Annotated in this window: 17 protein-coding genes and 1 pseudogene; 12 read left to right on the forward strand and 6 right to left on the reverse strand. The window is 41.7% G+C overall.

Annotated features, from left to right (window positions below):
* The first annotated feature begins 84 nt into the window (after positions 1–84).
* From VF06_RS27510 to VF06_RS27555, 10 genes and pseudogenes are all read left to right on the forward strand, one after another.
* Positions 85–951, forward strand: a complete 867-nt coding sequence (locus VF06_RS27510; RefSeq protein ID WP_099069233.1) for a fructosamine kinase family protein — start codon at positions 85–87, stop codon at positions 949–951.
* Between the two features lie 293 nt (positions 952–1244).
* Positions 1245–1862: a 2OG-Fe(II) oxygenase gene (locus VF06_RS27515; RefSeq protein WP_099069232.1), complete on the forward strand. Its 618-nt coding sequence runs from the start codon at positions 1245–1247 to the stop codon at positions 1860–1862.
* Positions 1863–2251: 389 nt separating this feature from the next.
* Positions 2252–2506 carry a helix-turn-helix domain-containing protein gene (locus VF06_RS27520; protein WP_099069231.1) on the forward strand — a complete coding sequence of 85 codons (255 nt, stop codon included), beginning with the start codon at positions 2252–2254 and terminating at the stop codon, positions 2504–2506.
* Positions 2496–4505: a PAS domain S-box protein gene (locus VF06_RS27525; protein ID WP_099069230.1), complete on the forward strand. Its 2010-nt coding sequence runs from the start codon at positions 2496–2498 to the stop codon at positions 4503–4505. The genes VF06_RS27520 and VF06_RS27525 overlap by 11 nt, the downstream gene beginning before the upstream one ends.
* Positions 4502–4978: a response regulator gene (locus VF06_RS27530; protein WP_099069229.1), complete on the forward strand. Its 477-nt coding sequence runs from the start codon at positions 4502–4504 to the stop codon at positions 4976–4978. Before VF06_RS27525 ends, VF06_RS27530 begins: the two co-directional genes overlap by 4 nt.
* Positions 4978–6945 (forward strand): hybrid sensor histidine kinase/response regulator, encoded by a 1968-nt coding sequence (locus VF06_RS27535; RefSeq protein WP_099069228.1) that lies wholly within the window; start codon positions 4978–4980, stop codon positions 6943–6945. The genes VF06_RS27530 and VF06_RS27535 overlap by 1 nt, the downstream gene beginning before the upstream one ends.
* 599 nt (positions 6946–7544) lie before the next feature.
* The gene (locus VF06_RS27540; RefSeq protein WP_218964157.1) at positions 7545–9059 is read left to right on the forward strand and encodes a serine/threonine-protein kinase; all 1515 of its coding nucleotides are present in this window, start codon (positions 7545–7547) and stop codon (positions 9057–9059) included.
* 187 nt (positions 9060–9246) lie between these two features.
* Positions 9247–9798, forward strand: a pseudogene (locus tag VF06_RS27545) (Rpn family recombination-promoting nuclease/putative transposase); the annotation flags it as partial.
* 68 nt (positions 9799–9866) lie between these two features.
* Positions 9867–10139: a DUF2281 domain-containing protein gene (locus tag VF06_RS27550; protein ID WP_099069226.1), complete on the forward strand. Its 273-nt coding sequence runs from the start codon at positions 9867–9869 to the stop codon at positions 10137–10139.
* Between the two features lie 7 nt (positions 10140–10146).
* Positions 10147–10593 (forward strand): type II toxin-antitoxin system VapC family toxin, encoded by a 447-nt coding sequence (locus VF06_RS27555; protein ID WP_099069225.1) that lies wholly within the window; start codon positions 10147–10149, stop codon positions 10591–10593.
* Between the two features lie 42 nt (positions 10594–10635).
* On the opposite strand, the gene VF06_RS27560 is transcribed toward VF06_RS27555, so the two are convergent.
* The 5 genes from VF06_RS27560 to VF06_RS27575 form a co-directional block, all read right to left on the reverse strand.
* Positions 10636–11889 (reverse strand): M20 metallopeptidase family protein, encoded by a 1254-nt coding sequence (locus VF06_RS27560; protein WP_099069224.1) that lies wholly within the window; start codon positions 11887–11889, stop codon positions 10636–10638.
* A 206-nt stretch (positions 11890–12095) separates the two neighbouring features.
* The gene (locus VF06_RS41330; protein WP_180267394.1) at positions 12096–12239 is read right to left on the reverse strand and encodes a hypothetical protein; all 144 of its coding nucleotides are present in this window, start codon (positions 12237–12239) and stop codon (positions 12096–12098) included.
* Positions 12220–12462 (reverse strand): hypothetical protein, encoded by a 243-nt coding sequence (locus VF06_RS27565; protein ID WP_099069223.1) that lies wholly within the window; start codon positions 12460–12462, stop codon positions 12220–12222. Before VF06_RS27565 ends, VF06_RS41330 begins: the two co-directional genes overlap by 20 nt.
* 15 nt (positions 12463–12477) lie before the next feature.
* Positions 12478–13692, reverse strand: a complete 1215-nt coding sequence (locus VF06_RS27570; RefSeq protein WP_099069222.1) for a DUF790 family protein — start codon at positions 13690–13692, stop codon at positions 12478–12480.
* On the reverse strand, positions 13622–15217 hold the full coding sequence (locus VF06_RS27575) for a DEAD/DEAH box helicase (protein ID WP_099069241.1): 1596 nt from the start codon (positions 15215–15217) through the stop codon (positions 13622–13624). Before VF06_RS27575 ends, VF06_RS27570 begins: the two co-directional genes overlap by 71 nt.
* A 120-nt stretch (positions 15218–15337) precedes the next feature.
* Here VF06_RS27575 and VF06_RS27580 point away from each other — a divergent pair, with 120 nt between their 5' ends.
* Together VF06_RS27580 and VF06_RS27585 are read left to right on the forward strand one after the other, a co-directional pair.
* Entirely contained in the window at positions 15338–16633 is a 1296-nt protein-coding gene (locus tag VF06_RS27580) for an adenylate cyclase (RefSeq protein ID WP_099069221.1), read from the forward strand.
* 237 nt (positions 16634–16870) lie between these two features.
* Positions 16871–18709: a tetratricopeptide repeat protein gene (locus VF06_RS27585; protein WP_099069220.1), complete on the forward strand. Its 1839-nt coding sequence runs from the start codon at positions 16871–16873 to the stop codon at positions 18707–18709.
* Positions 18710–18973: 264 nt separating this feature from the next.
* On the opposite strand, the gene VF06_RS27590 is transcribed toward VF06_RS27585, so the two are convergent.
* Positions 18974–19264, reverse strand: coding sequence for a hypothetical protein (locus VF06_RS27590; RefSeq protein ID WP_099069219.1), 291 nt, complete (start codon positions 19262–19264; stop codon positions 18974–18976).
* Positions 19265–19610 lie beyond the last annotated feature (346 nt).

Raw genomic sequence — 19610 nt, forward strand, 5'->3', positions numbered from 1 at the left:
CATCCCCATCCCCCCATCCCCCAACCATGTGGACTCAAATCGACGCGCATATTACCCACATCCCCATCCCCCCATCCCCCAACCATGTGGACTCAAATCGACGCGCATATTACCCAAATAACTGGTAAAACATTTCAAAGTCAGCAACGGCGATCTGTTGGTGGCGGGTGCATCAATCAAGGTTATGCTGTCTCTAATGGTGAAATAACCTACTTTGTCAAGCTAAACCAAGCCTCACAAGTTGCAATGTTTGAGGCGGAGGCGCTTGGTTTAGAGGAAATGTTATTAACAGCTAGTATTCGGGTTCCTAAACCTATTTGTTGGGGTGTAGCTGATAATTCTGCTTACATCGTCCTGGAATGGCTAGAAATGGGAAGCGGTAACACCAAATCATGGGAAGAAATGGGACGCCAACTAGCGGCGATGCACAAAGCTAGCAGTAGTGAAGGTTTTGGTTGGAAAATTAATAATACCATTGGTTCCACGCCACAAATTAATACTTGGACAGCAGACTGGGTGGAATTTTATGTAAAACATCGTCTGGGTTATCAATTTCAATTAGCAAGGCGACGGGGAGGGAGTTTTCCCCAACAAGAACGGTTATTAGCAATAATTCCCGAATTGTTAGCAAATCATCAAGTACAACCTTCCTTGGTACATGGTGATTTATGGGGCGGAAATGCTGGGTGTACTGTGTCAGGAGAACCGGTGATATTCGATCCTGCAACTTATTTTGGCGATCGCGAAGTTGATATTGCCATGACAGAATTGTTTGGTGGGTTCCCAGCAGCCTTTTACAAAGGTTATAACCAAGTGTTTCCTTTAGATGACGGTTATGAGCAGAGAAAAACACTTTATAATCTTTATCACATTTTGAATCACTTCAATTTATTCGGTGGTGGTTATGCTTCCCAAGCCAACCGCATGATTGACAAAATTTTACAAGGCTAAATCAATTGCTATTAATTGTACTTACTCAATTACTAACTAATCTGGAGTCACCCCACCCCGGTTTTGTCTAAAGCCAAAACCTCCCAGGGGATTGAGGGATGGGGTAAAACGGCTGTGGCACAAGAGTTTAAGCTTAAGTGGACACCAATGGCATCCTGCCCGCCCGGACGGGTGAGGACACCCATCCCACAATAAAATCTATTGCGACATTTAAGGCTTGTCACGCCACTACGTAGGGCTTGCAGAAATAAAATATGAGTTTCTATAAAGTAAATTACTGATTTTAACTTAGTATGAAACACTATCAACAACAAGCTAATGCATTTCCTGATGATTACTTAAATAATTTGTGGGGAGAAATCCAAGCTTGTCCTTATTTTTCCATCAACAACCTCAACCGTGATTTTATCGCCACTAAAGGATTTTCAGTAGTATTTCAGCGTTCTGGATTAGCAACAGTAGAAGAACAATTTCCCTACTTTAAGCTTTATTTGGATTTAGCTCTCCAGCCAAATTGTAATGCTTTTTACCTCAATCCTTTACAGTTAAAAGCAGGTTCCCGTGTCGATCCGCACATCGATCGCTCTTTACGTTCCTACTGCAAAACCATTGCACCACCTTTAGTTGTGAGTGTGCTTTATGTGCGAGTTCCTAGCAATATGGAAGGAGGAGAATTAGTACTGCGATCGCACAAACGTCAACTGGGACAAATCAAGCCACAGATTAATACTTTACTATACTTTCAAGGAGATTTAACTCATTCTGTAAACGCTGTCAAAACTTCTGGCGATCGCCTCAGCTTGGTTTGCGAACAATATAGTTTAACTGACGATGAACTCGAAGAAATCCCCCAGTTTACTATTGAGTCTAGAAAAACTCAATCTGCAAGTAAAAAAAGAAAATATACTTGAAATTTTGGGAAGAATTCAGCACTCAGGAGCCAGAATTCAGAATTTATAAAGAATTTAGTATAACTAGTATGATTTATTGATTATTGAAGAAGAATACAGAATTCAGAATTCAGAATTCAGAATCAAGACGCTCTCTACGAGACGCTACGCGTAGCTTGCTTAAGAGCAGGGGTACGCGGACACGGCTTAGCTGCGCTATCCGCCAGTCGTATAAAATACCCAACTGAATTCTGACTCCTGACTTCTGAATTCTGTTTTGATAAATCATTCAGAAGGTGGCAATCAACAGCCAACAATCAACAATTAACCTCAAAAATATTCCCTAAGTAAGAGACAAATGATAGGACAAGTGTCCTATTTTAGTCATACCATAGGAGTAGGAAAAGGAGATGTCCCCCACAAAACGATTAGAAATTTTAGATTTAATCCGGCAATTGCGGCAGCAACTCAACCTTTCTCAAAAACAGTTTGCTGCAAAATTAGGAGTATCATTTAAAACGGTCAATCGTTGGGAGAATGGCCATACAGTGCCTTCACGGTTAGCGCTAAAACTCATAGAAGAAATGATACGCCAAATGGGCGAACCCGGCAAAAGGCTGTTAAATCAGTATTTTCCAGAAGCAGAATCCGGTTATGATTCATAAAATGAGGGTTTTTCAACCCGAAAACACCCTTGTTGCTAAAGCAAAAAAAAGCAAAGTTATTCGAGAGCAGTTGCTACACTATTTTGTTGCTTTTTTATCTGTTGTCTTAGCATTAGGAGTCACTTTGTTGCTGAATCCATATATCAGCTCGACTCCTGCGGCGCTGCTTTTTGCGGCGGTAATGGTGAGTGCTTGGTATGGTGGCTTGCTTCCGGGATTATTCGCAACAATTTTGTCTACTTTGGCACTGGATTATTTTTTCTTGAGGCCGCTTTATCGAGACAGTACTACAAATCTCAATAGTCTAGTTCCTTTGGTTGTGTTCATACTGGCAGCCGCCATCATCAGCTACCTCAATGAATCACGGCGCACAGCTCAAGGTAAAGCCGAACAAAACTTAAAGTTTCTTTGGGACAGCAAAGCAAAATTCGATCGCTTTGTAGAGTCTAATGAAGAAGTACTCCGGCAACGGGAAACAGAACTGCGCTTAATTACTGATACACTGCCAGTTTTAATTTCCTTTGTGGATTCACAACAGCGCTACCGCTTCAACAATCGAGCTTATGAAGAGTGGTTCGGGGAACCGGCAGCAGAAGTCTATGGTAAGCATCTTTGGGAAGTTTTGGGCGAAGCCGCCTATGAAGTAGTTCGTCCCTATGTGGAACAAGTTTTAGCAGGAGTGCAGGTTAGTTTTGAAACTGAAATTTCCTATAAAGATGGCGGGACACGCTATATTAATGCAATTTACGTTCCCCAGTTTAATCAACAGGGAATCGTTGAAGGATATGCAGCATTAGTTAGCGATATGAGCGAACAGCAAGCAGCGTTACGCCATCGCCTGTTAGCGGAAGAAGCTCTGCGCGAGAGCGAAGAACGGCTGAGATTTGCCTTACAATCGGCACAATTAGGGGACTGGGATTTAGATTTGAGGACTCAAATTGCTCACCGTTCGGTACGACACGACCAAATCTTTGGCTACGATTCTCTGCTACCGGAATGGAGTTATGAAATGTTCCTGGAACACGTCTTACCTGAGGATCGCCCTTTGGTGGAAGCAAAATTTTTGAGTGCTTTAACTCATAATGAGATGTGGGATTTTGAGTGCCGCATTCGCCGCGTTGATGGAGAGTTACGCTGGATTTGGGGGCGCGGTCAAGTTTATTATAATGCTCAAAGAGAAGCAGTGCGGATGCTGGGACTAGTGGGCGACATTAGCGATCGCAAACAAGCCGAAACTCAACTACAACAATTAAATGAAACCCTAGAGCAACGCATTCAAGAACGCACAGCCCAGTTAGAAGCCGCCAACAAAGAATTAGAATCCTTCTCGTATTCAGTTTCCCACGACTTGCGAGCGCCATTTCGCCACATCGCCGGATTTGTAGAATTGCTTGCCAAGCAGCCTAGCTCTAAAAATCTAGATGAAACCAGTCAGCGCTATTTGAAGATCGTCGCCCAAACCGCAAAACAAGCAGGAGTATTAATTGATGAGTTGCTGACATTTTCCCGCATGGGGCGCGCTGAGATGCGTTATGCCAGCTTGAATATTGAAGAACTAGTGCAAGAAATCAAACGGGATTTGCTCGCAGAAACTCAAGAACGCGCGATTAATTGGCACATCGAGTCATTACCCCTAGTGCAGGGCGACCCGTCGATGTTGCGGTTGGTACTCCACAACTTGATGAACAATGCCGTTAAATATACTCGAAATCGCTCCACAGCCGAAATCAGCATTGGCAGTATCGATAATGAAAACGAAATAATCTTTTTTGTGCGAGATAACGGCATTGGCTTTAATATGCTATATGCCCACAAGCTATTCGGAGTATTTCAACGCCTGCACAGCGACCCAGAATTTGAAGGCACTGGTGTGGGATTAGCAAACGTGCAGCGAATTATTCATCGACATAATGGTCGAGTTTGGGGAGAGGGTGAAGTTGACACAGGAGCCACCTTCTATTTCTCACTGCCAAAGTTGTGGAAGAAGGAGAGGGAATGACAGAACTGAAGAGAATTCTGCTGATTGAAGACAGTGCTAATGATGCAGAATTAATATTGGCTGCCTTGTCAGAAAACCATCTGGCAAATGAAGTGGTGGTGGTACGTGATGGAGAAGAAGCCTTAGATTATCTTTATCGTCGCGGACTTTTTCGGTTGCGGATGGAAGGACATCCTGTTGTGGTGCTACTGGATTTGAAATTACCTAAAATCGATGGACTAGAGGTGCTAGCACAACTGAAATCTGACCCTGTAATGCAAGTAATTCCGGTGGTGGTGCTTACTTCTTCCCGTGAGGAACCGGATTTAGTTCGATGCTACAAATTAGGTGTTAATGCTTATGTTGTCAAGCCAGTAGATTATTATGAATTTGTCGATGCCATTAAGGGTGTGGGACTGTTTTGGGCAGTAATTAATCAGCCCCCCATTGGCGCTTTACCTCCTGCACCTAATCGTCAACAGGAGAGCAACTGATGAATGTCCTTCGTTTCCTCCTTTTAGAAGATAGTCTGTTGGATGCAGAACTAGTCCAAGCGATGCTAACCGAAGGAGGAATTAATTGCCAAATCATCAGAGTGGAAACTGCGGCTGAGTTTTTGGCTGCGATTTCCACAGAGGTTTTCGATTTAATCCTTGCCGATTATGTTTTGCCTACTTTTGATGGCATTTCTGCCTTGCAAATTGCTCGAAACAACTTTCCAGAGATTCCTTTTATTTTTGTTTCTGGGGTATTGGGTGAAGAATTAGCCATCGAAGCTTTAAAGAATGGTGCAACAGATTATGTTTTAAAGCAACGGCTGGGGCGGTTAGTTCCCTCCGTGCAACGGGCATTGCGGGAAGCCAAAGAACGCCGCCATCGCCAGTTCATAGAAGAATCTTTACAAAAAAGTGAAGCCAAGTATCGCCGAATTGTCGATACCTCCTATGAGGGAATTTGTACCATCGACTTCCAAGGACGAATCGAGTTTGTGAATCAGCGGATGTCACAAATGTTGGGCTATACAGCACAAGAAATGCTCGGTCGTTCCATATTTGATTTTATCGAGCGAATTGATGGTATTGATGTCCAACAACAACTCCAATGGCTCCAGAAACAAGAAAGTGATTTAAAAGAAGGTAGATGGCGCTGCAAAGATGGTTCTTACATTTGGACGTTGATTTCTGCCAGAGCTACTTTTAACGAAGAAGGTGAATTTTTAGGTGCGATCGCCATGTTAACCGACATCACCGATCGCAAACGCACCGAAGAAGAACGCGATCGGCTTTTGGAATTGGAAAAATCAGCACGTGCGGAAGCAGAAGCCGCCAACCGCATCAAAGATGAATTTTTGGCGGTGCTTTCCCATGAATTGCGATCGCCTTTAAATCCCATTCTCGGTTGGGCAAAACTCTTGCAGAGTCGTAAATTTCCCGACACAGCCCTGAAAAAAGCACTCTTAACCATTGAGCGCAATGCCAAATTACAAGCTCAACTAATTGAAGACTTGCTGGATGTTTCTCGCATCCTCCAAGGTAAACTCAACCTGAAAATGGCATCAGTGGATTTAGTATCCACCATTGAAGCTGCAATGGAAACAGTGCGTTTAGCAGCAGAGGCGAAAAGCATTGACATTCAAACAACCCTAGACCCCGCAGTGGGCAGCGTTTTGGGCGATCCCGCCCGCTTACAACAAGTGGTTTGGAATTTATTATCCAATGCCGTAAAATTTACACCTACAGGTGGACGAGTACATGTGCGATTGGAGTGCGTAGATGCTGACGCTCAAATTACCGTCATTGACACAGGTAAGGGAATTAGTCAAGACTTCCTACCACATGTGTTTGACTATTTCTGTCAAGACGACAATACAACAACCAGAAAATTTGGTGGATTGGGATTAGGATTAGCGATCGCTCGTCACTTAGTGGAAATGCACGGCGGTATAATTTGGGTTCAAAGTCCTGGTGAAGGAGAGGGAGCCACCTTCACAGTTAGCTTACCACTGATAGAGAACAGTGGAAAAATTAACTATATCAATACCAATTCTGTCACAAATGCCGTTTCTGCCTTTTCTCCCCTCACAGGGATACAAGTCTTGGTTGTAGACGACAATGACGACACCCGCGACTTTTTAAGCTTTGTACTAGAAGAGTTTGGAGCTATTGCAATGTCAGTTGCATCAGCAACTGAAGCATTAGAGACTCTAGCAAAATCAAAACCAGATATCTTACTCAGCGATATTGGAATGCCAGAAATGAACGGCTATATGCTGATAGAAGAAATACGCACCTTTGAGGTACAAACCGGGAGAGAAAAAATTCCCGCCATCGCTTTGACTGCTTATGCAGGGGAAATCAACGAACAACAAGCATTGCAAGCCGGGTTTCAACAGCACCTCGTTAAACCCGTGACACCAGAGGAATTACTCATGGCGATTTCCAGTTTAATTAATCAAACATAAGTGACTTCCAAGTAAAAAAATATTCCACAGAAGACTGTTAACTGTTGACCGTTGACCGTTGACCGTTGACACTCAGCAGTCAACAGTGAACAGTCAACGACCTGAATCGGAATAATTTATTTGCTTCCACGTTGCCTTAGCTGGGTAATGGTACGGAGTAAAACCCAACAAAGATAGGATTTTGAGGTGTTGGGTTGATTGAATTCGGGACATCGTTGATTGAATTCGGGATATCGTTKATTGAATTCGGGACATCGTTGATTGAATTCGGGACATCGTTGATTGAATTCGGGACATCGTTGATTGAATTCGGGACATCGTTGATTGAATTCGGGACATCGTTGATTGAATTCGGGGTATCGTTTATTATTTTTGTTCAATTTTAATTTGAGGAGGATAAAATCCTCAAAACTCAACAAACCTTAAATTGTAGTGGCGTGACAAGGCTAAAATGTCGCAATAAAATTTCTTGTGGGGTAAGCTCTCTAGCGCCCCGGACGGGCGAGACGCCCATCCCACAAGAGTCAAGCTAATGCACTATTTTAGCTGTGTCAGTCCACTACTTAATATTTACTTTATAAATAGGCTCTAATGTACATGTGTACGCCCCTACAGCCTTATTCAGCAACGCCAACCACCATAACCAACAAAAGCGTGTCAAAATCAACATTAGGCATCAACAAATCTGGTATATGTTCTGGCAAGACGGACAGCTAATATACAACGGTAAATACAAAATAGAAAAATACTTAGGCGGTGGCGGTTTTGCAGTCACCTACCAAGCAATGCACACCAAGCTAAACCGCCGAGTCGTCATCAAAACCCCCAACATTAGCGTCCAACAAGATCCAGAATATCCCAAATATATTGAACGCTTCAAAAAAGAAGCCCAAATGCTAGCAAAGTGTTGCACAGACTCACATCCTCATATTGTGCAAGTATTCGACTTTTTTGAAGCAGATGGCCGTTACTGTTTAGAAATGCAATACATAGCAGGCCAGAGTTTGTGGGACTATGTGCAACGCCAAGGCGCATTACCTGAAACTGAAGCTGTAAAATATATCCGCCAAATGGGTTTAGCTTTGGTAGAGGTACATCAAAAAGGAGTCTTACATCTCGATGTCACTCCTGTTAATATTATGCTCAACTTTAATTCAGCGATTCCTAACTCAGGTAAAGCAGTATTGATAGACTTTGGTATTGCTGGCGATATGTCCCCACCTAGTACGCTTTCCAGGTCTTTTGGTAACAAAGCATTTGCGCCTTATGAGTTAACATACAAAGGAATTCGTCATCCAGCAGTTGATGTCTACTGTTTAGCTGGATCATTGTACTATGCCATCACTGCACAACGCCCCACTTATTCGTTTAACCGCAAGTATGAACAAGAGGAATTAGTATTACCAAAGCAACTTGTCCCCAGTCTTAGCGATGCGGTAAATCAAGCGATTCTGCAAGGCATGGCATTAGAAGCAAAAGACAGACCCCAGACAATGGAAGAATGGTTGAATTTACTCTCCTCCTGCCAAGATAAAAATCAAACGATTCTGCAAGGAATGGCATTAGAGGCAAAAGACAGACCCCAGAGAATGAAAAAATGGTCAAATTTACTTTCCTTCTGGCAAGCTAATCTAACAAAAGTGATATTAGCTTCAGATGTAGGAATAGATTACCAAAACCTAGAGAATTTACTCAAAGTAGGGGAATGGAAAGCAGCAGACGAGGAAACCACCAGACTTATGCTGAAGGTAGCCAAAAGAGAACAGCAAGGCTGGCTTGATTATGAGGACATCGAAAATTTTCCCTGCACAGACTTACGCACCATTGACCAATTGTGGGTAAAATACAGCAATGGCCATTTTGGCTTTAGCGTACAAAAACGTATATGGCTAGAGTGCAGTGGCAAAATCAATTATCAAACGGAATGTTGTTTGCGTGATCGCGTAGGCTGGCGCGAAAACGAAGGCTGGCTATCCAAAGACAACTACAATTATTCCCTCAATGCCCAGCCTGGGCATCTCCCCGGAAATTTTGTCGGGAAGAATGGAAGCTATTTTGGTGGAAAAGAATGGACATGGTGGAGGTTATTTCTTCTCTCGCGTCCAGACTTGTAAATCTTAATCCATAAAGGTTTCAGAAATGTGTCAAAATTTCTAAACAACGTATATTCGAGGAAGCCTTGCACATTTTAGCTTTTCAATACCTGGCACTGCGACTGAGGCGCACGCCTCGCAAACACAAAAAGCTGCGACTGCCATTAGATAAAATATAAATCAATAGAAATTAGGTATAAATAGTATCCAGGTAGTAATTTTCTTGCAAGAGACAAGTAAGGAAATCGCTTTTACTGAAGAATATATAAATGAGATGACAAATCATCGCTATCGTGTTGTACGAATGTGGGAACAAGATTCAGCGTTATTTCTCGATAATCCTGCATTATTACCGTTAGCACCTTTAACACAGACAGATTCACCCCAAGGGTTATTATCCCAAGTTGCCAAGAGTGTTGCTAAAATTTCAGACAGGGAAACAAGGCAGAATATCGCAGCTTACACAGAAATATTAGCAGGTTTGCGATTTGAAAAGGATTTTATTCGTCAGTTATTGAGCGAGGATCTTATGCAGGAGTCAGTGATTTATCAAGATATTTTGCAGAAGGGCGAACAAAAAGAAGCGGTTAGATTCTGTATATCTTTACTCAATGAACGTTTTGGTGAAATAGATTCGTCAATTATTGAGAGAGTTCAAGTTTTAAACAAGGAAAAGCTAGAAGCATTAGGAAGGGCGCTTTTGAGAATTTCATCTCTAGCTGATGTATTTATTTGGTTAGATGGGCAGGAAAGTAATTAATTTCAAATGTCTATTAACTATATATAAATCAATACCCAGTTTTAAACATTGTAAACACAGCGGTAATAATGACTATTAAAGAACAAATTAATCAAGAACTAGAAAAATTACCTGAACCGTTATTACAGGAAATTTTAGACTTTGTGCAATTTTTGCAAGTCAAACATCAGACAAACAGTATATCTTCAGATAGCCAACCTGCTCAAACGCTTACAACAGAGCATACCTTAACAGGTTCTACTGCTGAAGATTTATTAGAATTTGTAGGCAGTTGGGAAGGTTCAGATATCAGAGAATGCTTGCAACTAGTTCATGACAATCGGATGCCCCTAGAGTTTTAATTTAATTATGTATCTATTGGATACTAACCACTGTTCCTTCTTGATGGAAGGTGTGCCTAGCGTTGTAAATCACTTGCGATCCCTTGGTCAAGTACAATTAGCAACCAGTGTTATTGTTGCTGGTGAGTTGCGCTTTATGGCACAAAATTCACACCAAAAAGCCGCTAATCTAATAAAAATTAATGCATTCCTTAAGCGAATTAATCTATATGGTATCGACAAAGAAACAACAGAAATATACGGCGATTTTAAATCAGAAATTATTAAACAATTCGGTCCAAAAGAAAAAAATAAACGTAAAACAACCAAACTAAATACCATAGGCATTAGTGAAAATGACCTTTGGATAGCTGCTACAGTTTTACGTCATTCCTTGACTCTTGTTTCATCTGACGGCAACTTTGAACGAATGCGACAAGTAAGAGAATTTTCTTGCGAAAGTTGGGTAAATTAAGCAGCCTCAAAGATTATACTTGTTGAAAACAGCTAAATTTCCTCAACTAAAAAACTTCTCCACGCATCTGACAAATATCTCCACACCCATTCCCAAGGCCGTTTCATCAAAATCAAACCGGGGGTGATGATGGGGATAAGCCAAATCTTTCTCTGCATTGGCAGAACCCAAAAAGAAATAGCAACCAGGCACTTCTTCCAAGAAAAATGACATATCTTCAGCAGCCATAGTCTGGCATTCTGGCACAATTCCCAATGGAGTTTCTACCACTTCTTCTGCTACAGAACGTACCAATTGAGCCATTTTCATGTCATTAATTACTGGTGGATAAAGTGACCAATAATCTAATTCATATTTCGCACCTTGACTTTGACAAATTCCGGCGATAATCTGCTCAACGCGTTGATGGAAAAAGGCTTTAAAATTTGGATTAAAATAGCGAACAGTGGCACTCATTCTTGCTGTGTCAGCAATTACATTCCGCTTCGTTCCAGCATGAAGTTCGCCCACCGTCACCACAGCCGAATCAATGGGATTCACATTTCGAGCCACAATAGTTTGCAAGGCATTGACAATTTGAGCTGCAACTACAACGGAATCCACAGTTTGATGGGGTAGTGCGCCGTGTCCACCTTTGCCCAAAATTGTACAATTAAAGCATTCCACAGCCGCCATCAGCGCACCACTGCGAACACCTACAGTTCCCAAAGGTAAGTTATTCCACAAATGCAAACCGATAATTGCGTCAACATCAGGATTTTTCAGCACCCCAGCTTCAATCATCGGCTTTGCGCCTCCTGGTGATTCTTCGGCTGGCTGGAAGATCATTTTCACCGTACCGGAGAAATCTTGACGATGCTGTTGTAAATAGTAAGCTGTACCCAACGCGATCGCAGTATGTCCATCATGTCCGCAAGCGTGCATTACTCCATCATACTGGGATTTATATGGCACTTCGTTAAGTTCTTGAATTGGCAAAGCATCCATATCGGCTCGAATTGCCAAAACTGGTAATTTTGGATTTTGGATTTTGGATTTTGGATTAGATTCTGGATTTGGTTTGTTACCTTTAATAGTAGCAACAATACCAGTTTGGGCAATGCCGGTTTGATGCTCAATTCCCCATTCTTGCAATTTTTGTGAGACAAATTCAGCAGTTAGTTTTTCCTGAAAACCCAACTCTGGTTGTTGATGTAATCGCCGCCGCCACTCTATCAATTGTGGTTGCAATGAACGGATTGAAAGTCTAATTCGAGATAAGTCAACAGAAAAAGGGTTGGGAAAAGTAGAAACCATTATTAATTAAGACAAAGTAGTTTCAGTAGAGCTAACTTGTGTTATTTTTCCACTGTAACGCAATCTGCCACGCATTTTTTGGGTTGATGGTTGACGGTTGACAGACTAGTAGTCTGCCAACCCAAAAATATTAGGTGGAGGTTGGGTAAAGGTTAAAGGGAAAAGGGGAAGAGATAAAAAACATGAGTCCCTTTCCCCCTGCCCCTTTAAAGAGCCAAGTTGCCTTGGCGTACTACTAGTAAACCTTGGATAGCCTCCATAGCAGGTTGGTGAAATGGAGACTGAATTTGACTAGCATACACCAAGATATTTGTGTCTAAAAAAACAGGATTACCTTCCCCAATTGTCATACATATCCTCGCGTCTTAGAGAAAGATTTTCAGGCCAAAGTCCACAATCATGCACAGGAAACTTGAGATGAGGACGCTTTTGCTTACTCTCTGCTTTTTCAACTAAAGGCTTTTCATCAATTACTATTACCACCTGATGTTCGCCCTCTGGAATATCCAATGGTAACTGCGCTGTAATTTTACCATCTTTGCTAACTGTGGCAATTGTTTCTATACTTTTCATCTCATTTCTCCTTGTTTAATCCATCACAGCTAACACTGCTTTTGGCAATAATTTATCTTTAAACCAAACAATTTTCGCGGGAACATCATTTAATTTTACTCCGGCTTTTTCTAAATTAAGTCGCTCGGAAATTGCCAAAATTAAATCATCACGTCCAGCACGCCGCACTTGAGAAAACTTTTTTTGTAAATATTCTGGACGCCAATAACCAACAATTTCTAATAAAAAGCTACGTCCATCTGAATGCACTAAGCGAAAATCTGGAATCATCACACTACCAGGAATTGGTATTAAATCAACTTCTCTCTCTAATGCCCAGCCACTTTTCAAAGCATCCCATTTATCAGCGAAGGATGCTTCTAGCATACTATCGTAGGGCTTTCCTGGTGGATAATGAGATACTAAACCACATTCGGAATTGAGAGTAAAACGTCCAGTTTTCCAAGTATTTGTATAGGCATCACGAGTTTGGAGAATGGAAGAAAGACTCCATTTTGTAACGTGAAGTAAAGCGGGGATGAGTTTGGCGATCGCCAACCCATATCGCGTACTAGGATTAAATAAACTCGTCGGCCCATCAATGGTAATTGTAAATCCGTGGTCGGCATCACCTTCAATATAAGCCATCAATTGAAATAACTTTAAATAGCGAAATAACAGCTTATATTCTCCCGGCACATTGCGGTGAGCATTTAACACTAACTGACTTGCTTTATAAAAAACTCCCTGTACCTGAGATAAGTTATAACGATTTAACAAATCTGATGGTACTGGCGCATCAAAAACCGTCAAAATTTTATTCTCAGCTAAATCAGCATATAATCCATTGCGGACTTGTTCTGGTAAAACTTCCCGTTCTAGTTCTTGAGTTAATTCATTAGCAATTTTATCCAAAGTAACTTGTGTAGATTCCCGACTCGAAACAGACTTCGCCGCCAAAGAAAACACCCGTTCTCTTAACATTTGTGGTTCCAAAGGACTAACCACCTCAAAAGTACAAAAACTGCTTTTGAGAATATAAGCTAATCCCCGCTTCACTCGATAATCCGTTGAATCTCCTTCAAAATCAGTCAGTTGTCGCTCAAGCACACCCTGAGTTTTTCCCACCGCTGATTGAAAATAATTAATCAACTCAATCGCCAACTCCGAAGTTTTATTATCAATCTTCAGTCTCTTCGGAATAATCTCCTCCCCGTTTTGGCGATGCATCAATAACTCTGTCGGTAACATCTGCTGAATTTTGGATTTTAGATTTTGGATTTTGGATTGAATAATTAATTTCTAACTGTTCCGCCGCCTTTAAACTCCTTCCCTTCCCACTCCCATACACAACCTGCAAATTCCCCTTCTTCTCCCCGCGTCCCCCTGTCCCCGCGTCCCCCCGTCCTCTTTCCCCTCTCCGCCTAGCCGAAGTCCCCTCTTCACTCGTATCCTCAGCCACCACTTCATACAAAATCGCCTGCTTATTCTCAATATTTCCCTTCCTTAAAACCCTCCCCAACCGCTGAATATACTCCCTCGCCGAACCAGTTCCCGATAAAATAATTGCCACAGAAGCCGCAGGTACATCAACTCCTTCATTTAACACATGGGAAGCCACCAAAGTGTTATACGTACCCTCCCTAAATTTTGTTAATATTTCATGCCTTTCTTTCACCGGCGTTTGATGAGTAATTGCTGGAATTAATAACTCTTGAGAAATGCGATAAACCGTAGAATTATCTGCGGTAAAAATCAAAATTCGTGCCGGATAATGTTCTGCCAATAAATTAGCTAAAATTCGCAACTTGCCATCAGTACCCAAGGCAATATCTTTGGCTTCTCGATGCGCTAACATGGCTCTACGCCCAGCTTGGGATCTAGCACTCATTTGCACGAACATTTGCCAACCTTGAAGACTCCCTAAGGAAATGCGAGATTGCTTTAAAAAGTCGTTGCGAGTTTGAATTAATTGGTTATATCTTTCTCGTTCTTGTTGCGATAACTTCACCTTAATTTGCACAATTTCGTGTTCTGCTAACGCCTTACCCGCCAAATCTTCAGCGCGTTTGCGATATACTTCTTGACCGATGAGAATATTTAAATCAGCGTGTTTGCCATCGGTGCGTTCTGGTGTGGCAGAAAGTCCCAAGCGATAAGGTGCGATCGCATATTCCGCAATCACCCGATTAAAATCTGTTGGTAAGTGATGACACTCATCAAAAACAATCAAAGCATATTGATTTCCAATTGCTTCGGCGTGAATTGCCGCACTATCATAAGTTGCCACCAAAATAGGCGTTTTATCCCGCGAACCACCCCCCAGCAATCCCACCTCCGCATCCGGGAAAGCCGCCACTAAATGTGCATACCACTGATGCATTAAATCCAAAGTCGGGACTACAATCAGCGTCGTGCGGGGGGTTGACTGCATGGCCATTTGTGCTAAATAAGTCTTTCCCGCCGCCGTGGGAAGCACAACCACCCCCTGCCTACCTCCTAGTTTCCAAGCCGCTAAGGCTTCACTCTGGTGGGGATAGGGTTCCATTTCTAAACTAGCAACCAAATCTAAAGGATAAAATCCCTTTGCTTCATCGATAAAGTTCACATCTTCCGCTTGCAGTGCTTCCACGAGCGATCGGTATTTAATGGCCGGAATGCGGAATTTTTCCACTCGATCGTCCCACGTAGCATAGTCCATCCAAGCTTTGCCGCGTGGTGGTGGATGCAAAATTAATGTGCCGCGATCGAAAGTTAACGTTGGGGTACGAACCATAATTGTTGGGCATGGGGCATTGGGCATGGGGTATGGGGCATGGGGCACATAAAACTCCTAACTCCTAACTCCTAACTTTTAACTCCCCACTCCCTTGATTACTAATAACGTAAAAAGTGCATGATTCATCCAAATCACTCTGACAAAACTCAATTAGATGCCCTCATGAGTCAAGGAATATCCCATTGGCAAATGAGCAATGGTCTTGGCGAATCCTACGAAGAACAGCGGCAGCGCTTTCTAGTGAAGCGATTGCAATTACAAGCTCAGATTATGTTGATTTCTGGGTTGACTTTGACTGCTTTTTTCCTTTGGGTAAATTCACAGGTAGAAGGCAAAATCTATGCCTTTAAAATTAGTTTTATTGTAGAATTATTCATTTTGCTTTGTTGGGCTTTATGTAAAACCTCTATAGGTCGCCGCCATCCAGATTTAATTTTTTTGAGTTTATGTTGGTCTGTAACTTGTGTTGTTCAAATAGATCTAGCATTGTTATTTAATAATCTCGAACCTAGAAACAATCTTTGGAATTTAATGTTTTTAACTCAAGCAACACTCGTACCGGTACACTGGTGGATGCATTTAGTATCACAAGTCGGGACAATTATCTGTTATTTGAGTTTGTATTTTTTATATAATCCCACACTCAAAAATCCCTTAGCTTTTTATGTCGAACACAGTATATATCTTTTTTGGACTTGCATCATTTGTGTTTTTTCTGTTTATTTATACGAACGGTTACAAAAAAATGAATTCGACGCCCGCAAAGCAATGCAAGTAGCACAGCAAAAATCAGAACGCCTGCTACTGAATATTTTGCCAGAAATGATTGCCGAACAACTAAAACAACAGCCCACAACTATTGCTGATAGCTTCATGGAAGTAACAGTGTTATTTGCTGATATTGTTGGGTTTACAGAACTTTCAACTCGCACATCTCCTAGTGCATTAGTTGATTTATTAAATACAATATTTTGTTTATTCGACCAATTGGCAGAAAATCATGGAGTGGAAAAAATCAAGACCATTGGTGATGCGTATATGGCCGTTGCTGGTTTACCAAATCAGTCTCAAAACCATGCCATAGCCATAGCTAACATGGCATTAGATATGCAAAATGCCGTAACTAAATTTAATGCAGAAAATAACCAATCTTTTCGCATTCGTATCGGCATCAGCACCGGCCCAGTAGTCGCAGGAGTGATTGGTTTGAAAAAATTTGCCTACGACCTTTGGGGAGATACAGTCAATATAGCCAGCCGCATGGAATCCCACGGAATTGCAGGTAGCATCCAAGTTTGTGAAGCAAGTTATCAACTTTTAAAAGATAAATATGTATTGGAAGAACGAGGTTTAATTAAAGTGAAAGGGAAAGGAGAAATGATGACTTACATATTAAAAGGAGTTGGGAGTTAGGAGTTGGGAGTTGGGAGTTGGGAGTTAGGAGTTAGGAGTTAGGAGTTGGGAGTTAGGAGTTAAGAGTTGAGAGTTGGGAGTTGGGAGTTAGGAGTTAGGAGTTAAGAGTTTGGAGTTGAAAGTTAAGAATTATTCTCCCTCATCCCCCTCATCCCCCTATCTCCCTATCTCCCTCATCCCCCCACGCCCCACGCCGTCGCAGACTAAAATTAGAATTGACGTACTCTAGTAGCTAAAGTGTCAGACTCTCTGCCATTGCGCGATCGCTATCTTGGTTTAATCGATGAAATTATCGAAACCACCCTCAAGGGCAAAATTAGCTCTGTGGAACAGGTGTATCAAATGCTGGTTAAAAATATCACTTCTGGAACGGGGGAGGTGTTTGAGCTAGCTTTGAGCGATCGCTTGAATGTTCTCCAAAGCCAAGTAGATGGCGAAAAAGACGAGCTGAAAAAAGCAAAAGCTACTCGCAGTTTGAGGGCTATTAAGACTATTCAAACTCAATGGCAACGCTGGCAAGAGCAAAACAAGGCTACAGAAGCGATCGCTTTTGCGGTTACAGAAATCACCACAGCTTCTCCTCATGAGCGTCTGGCAGCGTTTGTGCGTGTTACAGACCCAAATCAGAAGTATCTGCTAAATTTGGCGCAATTACAACAATTAGCAAAATCATTACAGCAATTTGCCCAGCTAGATGCTGATTTACAACAATTTTCTGAAGGTATTACCCGTGGTTTAGCTTCTTGGCAACGCCTACAAGAAAATTTGCTCAGTTGGATGTACGAACAAAAAGAATCTTTGGGATTTGGCGGCGTACCTGGGGAACGAGGCCCTTGGGCGAGTTGGGCGAAGCAAGTTAATGGTGAGTTACCCCAAAGGCTGTTTCGCACTTTAGCGATGGAGGAATCCATAATTCAATTTGCCGAACAGCAACGGGGAATCGCCCTCAAAGATTTGGTGGAAATGGCGTTGATTTTACAATTTTTGCAACGGGGCTTAATTAATTGGTTTGACCAACAAGCTTACGATGTTAAGGCCGGGCCAAAGTTGTCGATTTCCACTTTTTTGACCTTTGCAGTGATTTGGAGTCAGTTAGCCAGTGGTTTTCAAAGCATTGGTGCAGTGTATAGCGATGCTTGTTCTCAAATTATGCTCCAGATTTTGCGAACCTTTGCCCAACGTTCGTATTTTCCCCTTTACGGCGGCATTTTTGCTTCATTTTCTGGTAGTTACCTCCGGAATGCTCTGGATTATTTAGATGAACCACTGCGAGCTGTGGAGGGAACCCAAGAAAAAGCCCGGATTTTGACACTTTTAGGCTATTCTCAACGTGCCTTGGGACAATACGATCGCTCTGTTAATTTTCATCAACAGGCTTTAGAGATAGCCAGGAGTGCAGGCGATCGCCCTTGTGAAATTGCCAATCTTAACCACCTCAGTCGTACCTACGTACAACAGCAAAATTATGCTGAGGCAATTAACTACAGTCAACGAGGATTAATACTGAGTCGGCAAGCAGGCGACAAAACAGGAGAAGCAAACGCCCTGGTAAATTTAGGCTACAGCGAAGTGATGCAGGCTCAACAACTGGAAAACGTAGAACCAGAAATTTATGAATCAGCAATTAACTATTTGGAACAAGGTCTAAAGTTGTCAGAAAAATTAGGCGATATTCCCAGTAAAGCCTTATGTTTCAGTAGCTTAGGAATTGCTTATTTAGTCATTGGACAACATCAAACAGCAATTAAATATCTTGAAGATGGTTTTAAAATAGCGCAATTTTCCGGTGATTTGTATCTCCAAGGACGAAACTTAGCTTATTTAGCTGAAGCTTATTATCATTTACAAAATGCTGAAAAAACCATTTATACAGGCGCTTTAGGCATGTATATTTTGAATCAAATTGCTTCTCGTGAATGGCGTCAACCAGCAGGGCTACTAATAATTTTGCAAGGACAAATCGGCGTTGAAACTTTCCAAAAATTATTACAACAACATCGTCCTAAAATCATTGCCTTGATTGGTGTAGATGGTTATGATTACATTCCACAATTATTACAAGAATATCAGGGTTGACTGTTGATTGTTGACGGTTGACAGTGATACTAATTCAAAATATGGCGTTGCTGATTTCATGTATGAAAACGATTGTGCATAATATCAAAATCCTGTATAGATGTTGCAATTGCTAGTTTAGACCTCTTTCAAAAGTATCTTTTGCAAGAGGTAGGGTAAAGGGTAAAGGGTAAAGGGTAAAGGAAAAATCTATCGCTTTCTCCTTTAACCTTTCCCCCTTTCCCCTTTCCCTTTTCCCGACTTATGCAATAAGTCTATTCATATCTAGAGAATTTTGGAGGCGATAATAGCAATAAATACTGCAAGACCAAGCCCTCGGCGAAAATAATTAACGCCATCAAATAATTCCAGCCACGCCCAAGTAAACAACGAGCCATTTGCCAGTACATCTAAGACTGCATTGATTTTGCCAGTTGTAAAAACCAGAGATAATAAACTAGCTACTACCCAGAGAATAAGTGGTGGATTTGGTGTTTGAGCTATAACAATGTTGCCATTACTGTCACGGAAGATTTTATCCACTAATGTATTTTCTCTATTTTCTGTGTCTTGCATTATTTTCAATTCCTACTTAGCTCAAGATTACTAACTTTTATCGGATTGTTTGTTGCAAATTATGGCAAGGGACTGATGACTGGGTGAAAAATATTTCTGTGTCTAAGTTTTATCATCTGTTGATGTCCTAACCACCTTATTAATCAACTTAAAACATTTAATAAATCTCGAACAACTATCTAATTGCTGAAATTGCAGCAGAAAAACAAGAACGCAGTCAATACGGTTCGGTTAAAGGGGAAAGGGGAAAGGGGAAAGGTTTCAAATACATCCTTTACCCCTTACCCCTTAACCCCTTCGGGGTTCGCCAGTCGCTCATGGGGGAAACCCCCAAGACCGCGCTGGC

The sequence above is a fragment of the Nostoc linckia z4 genome (genome assembly GCF_002608075.1).
Lineage (GTDB): Bacteria > Cyanobacteriota > Cyanobacteriia > Cyanobacteriales > Nostocaceae > Nostoc > Nostoc linckia.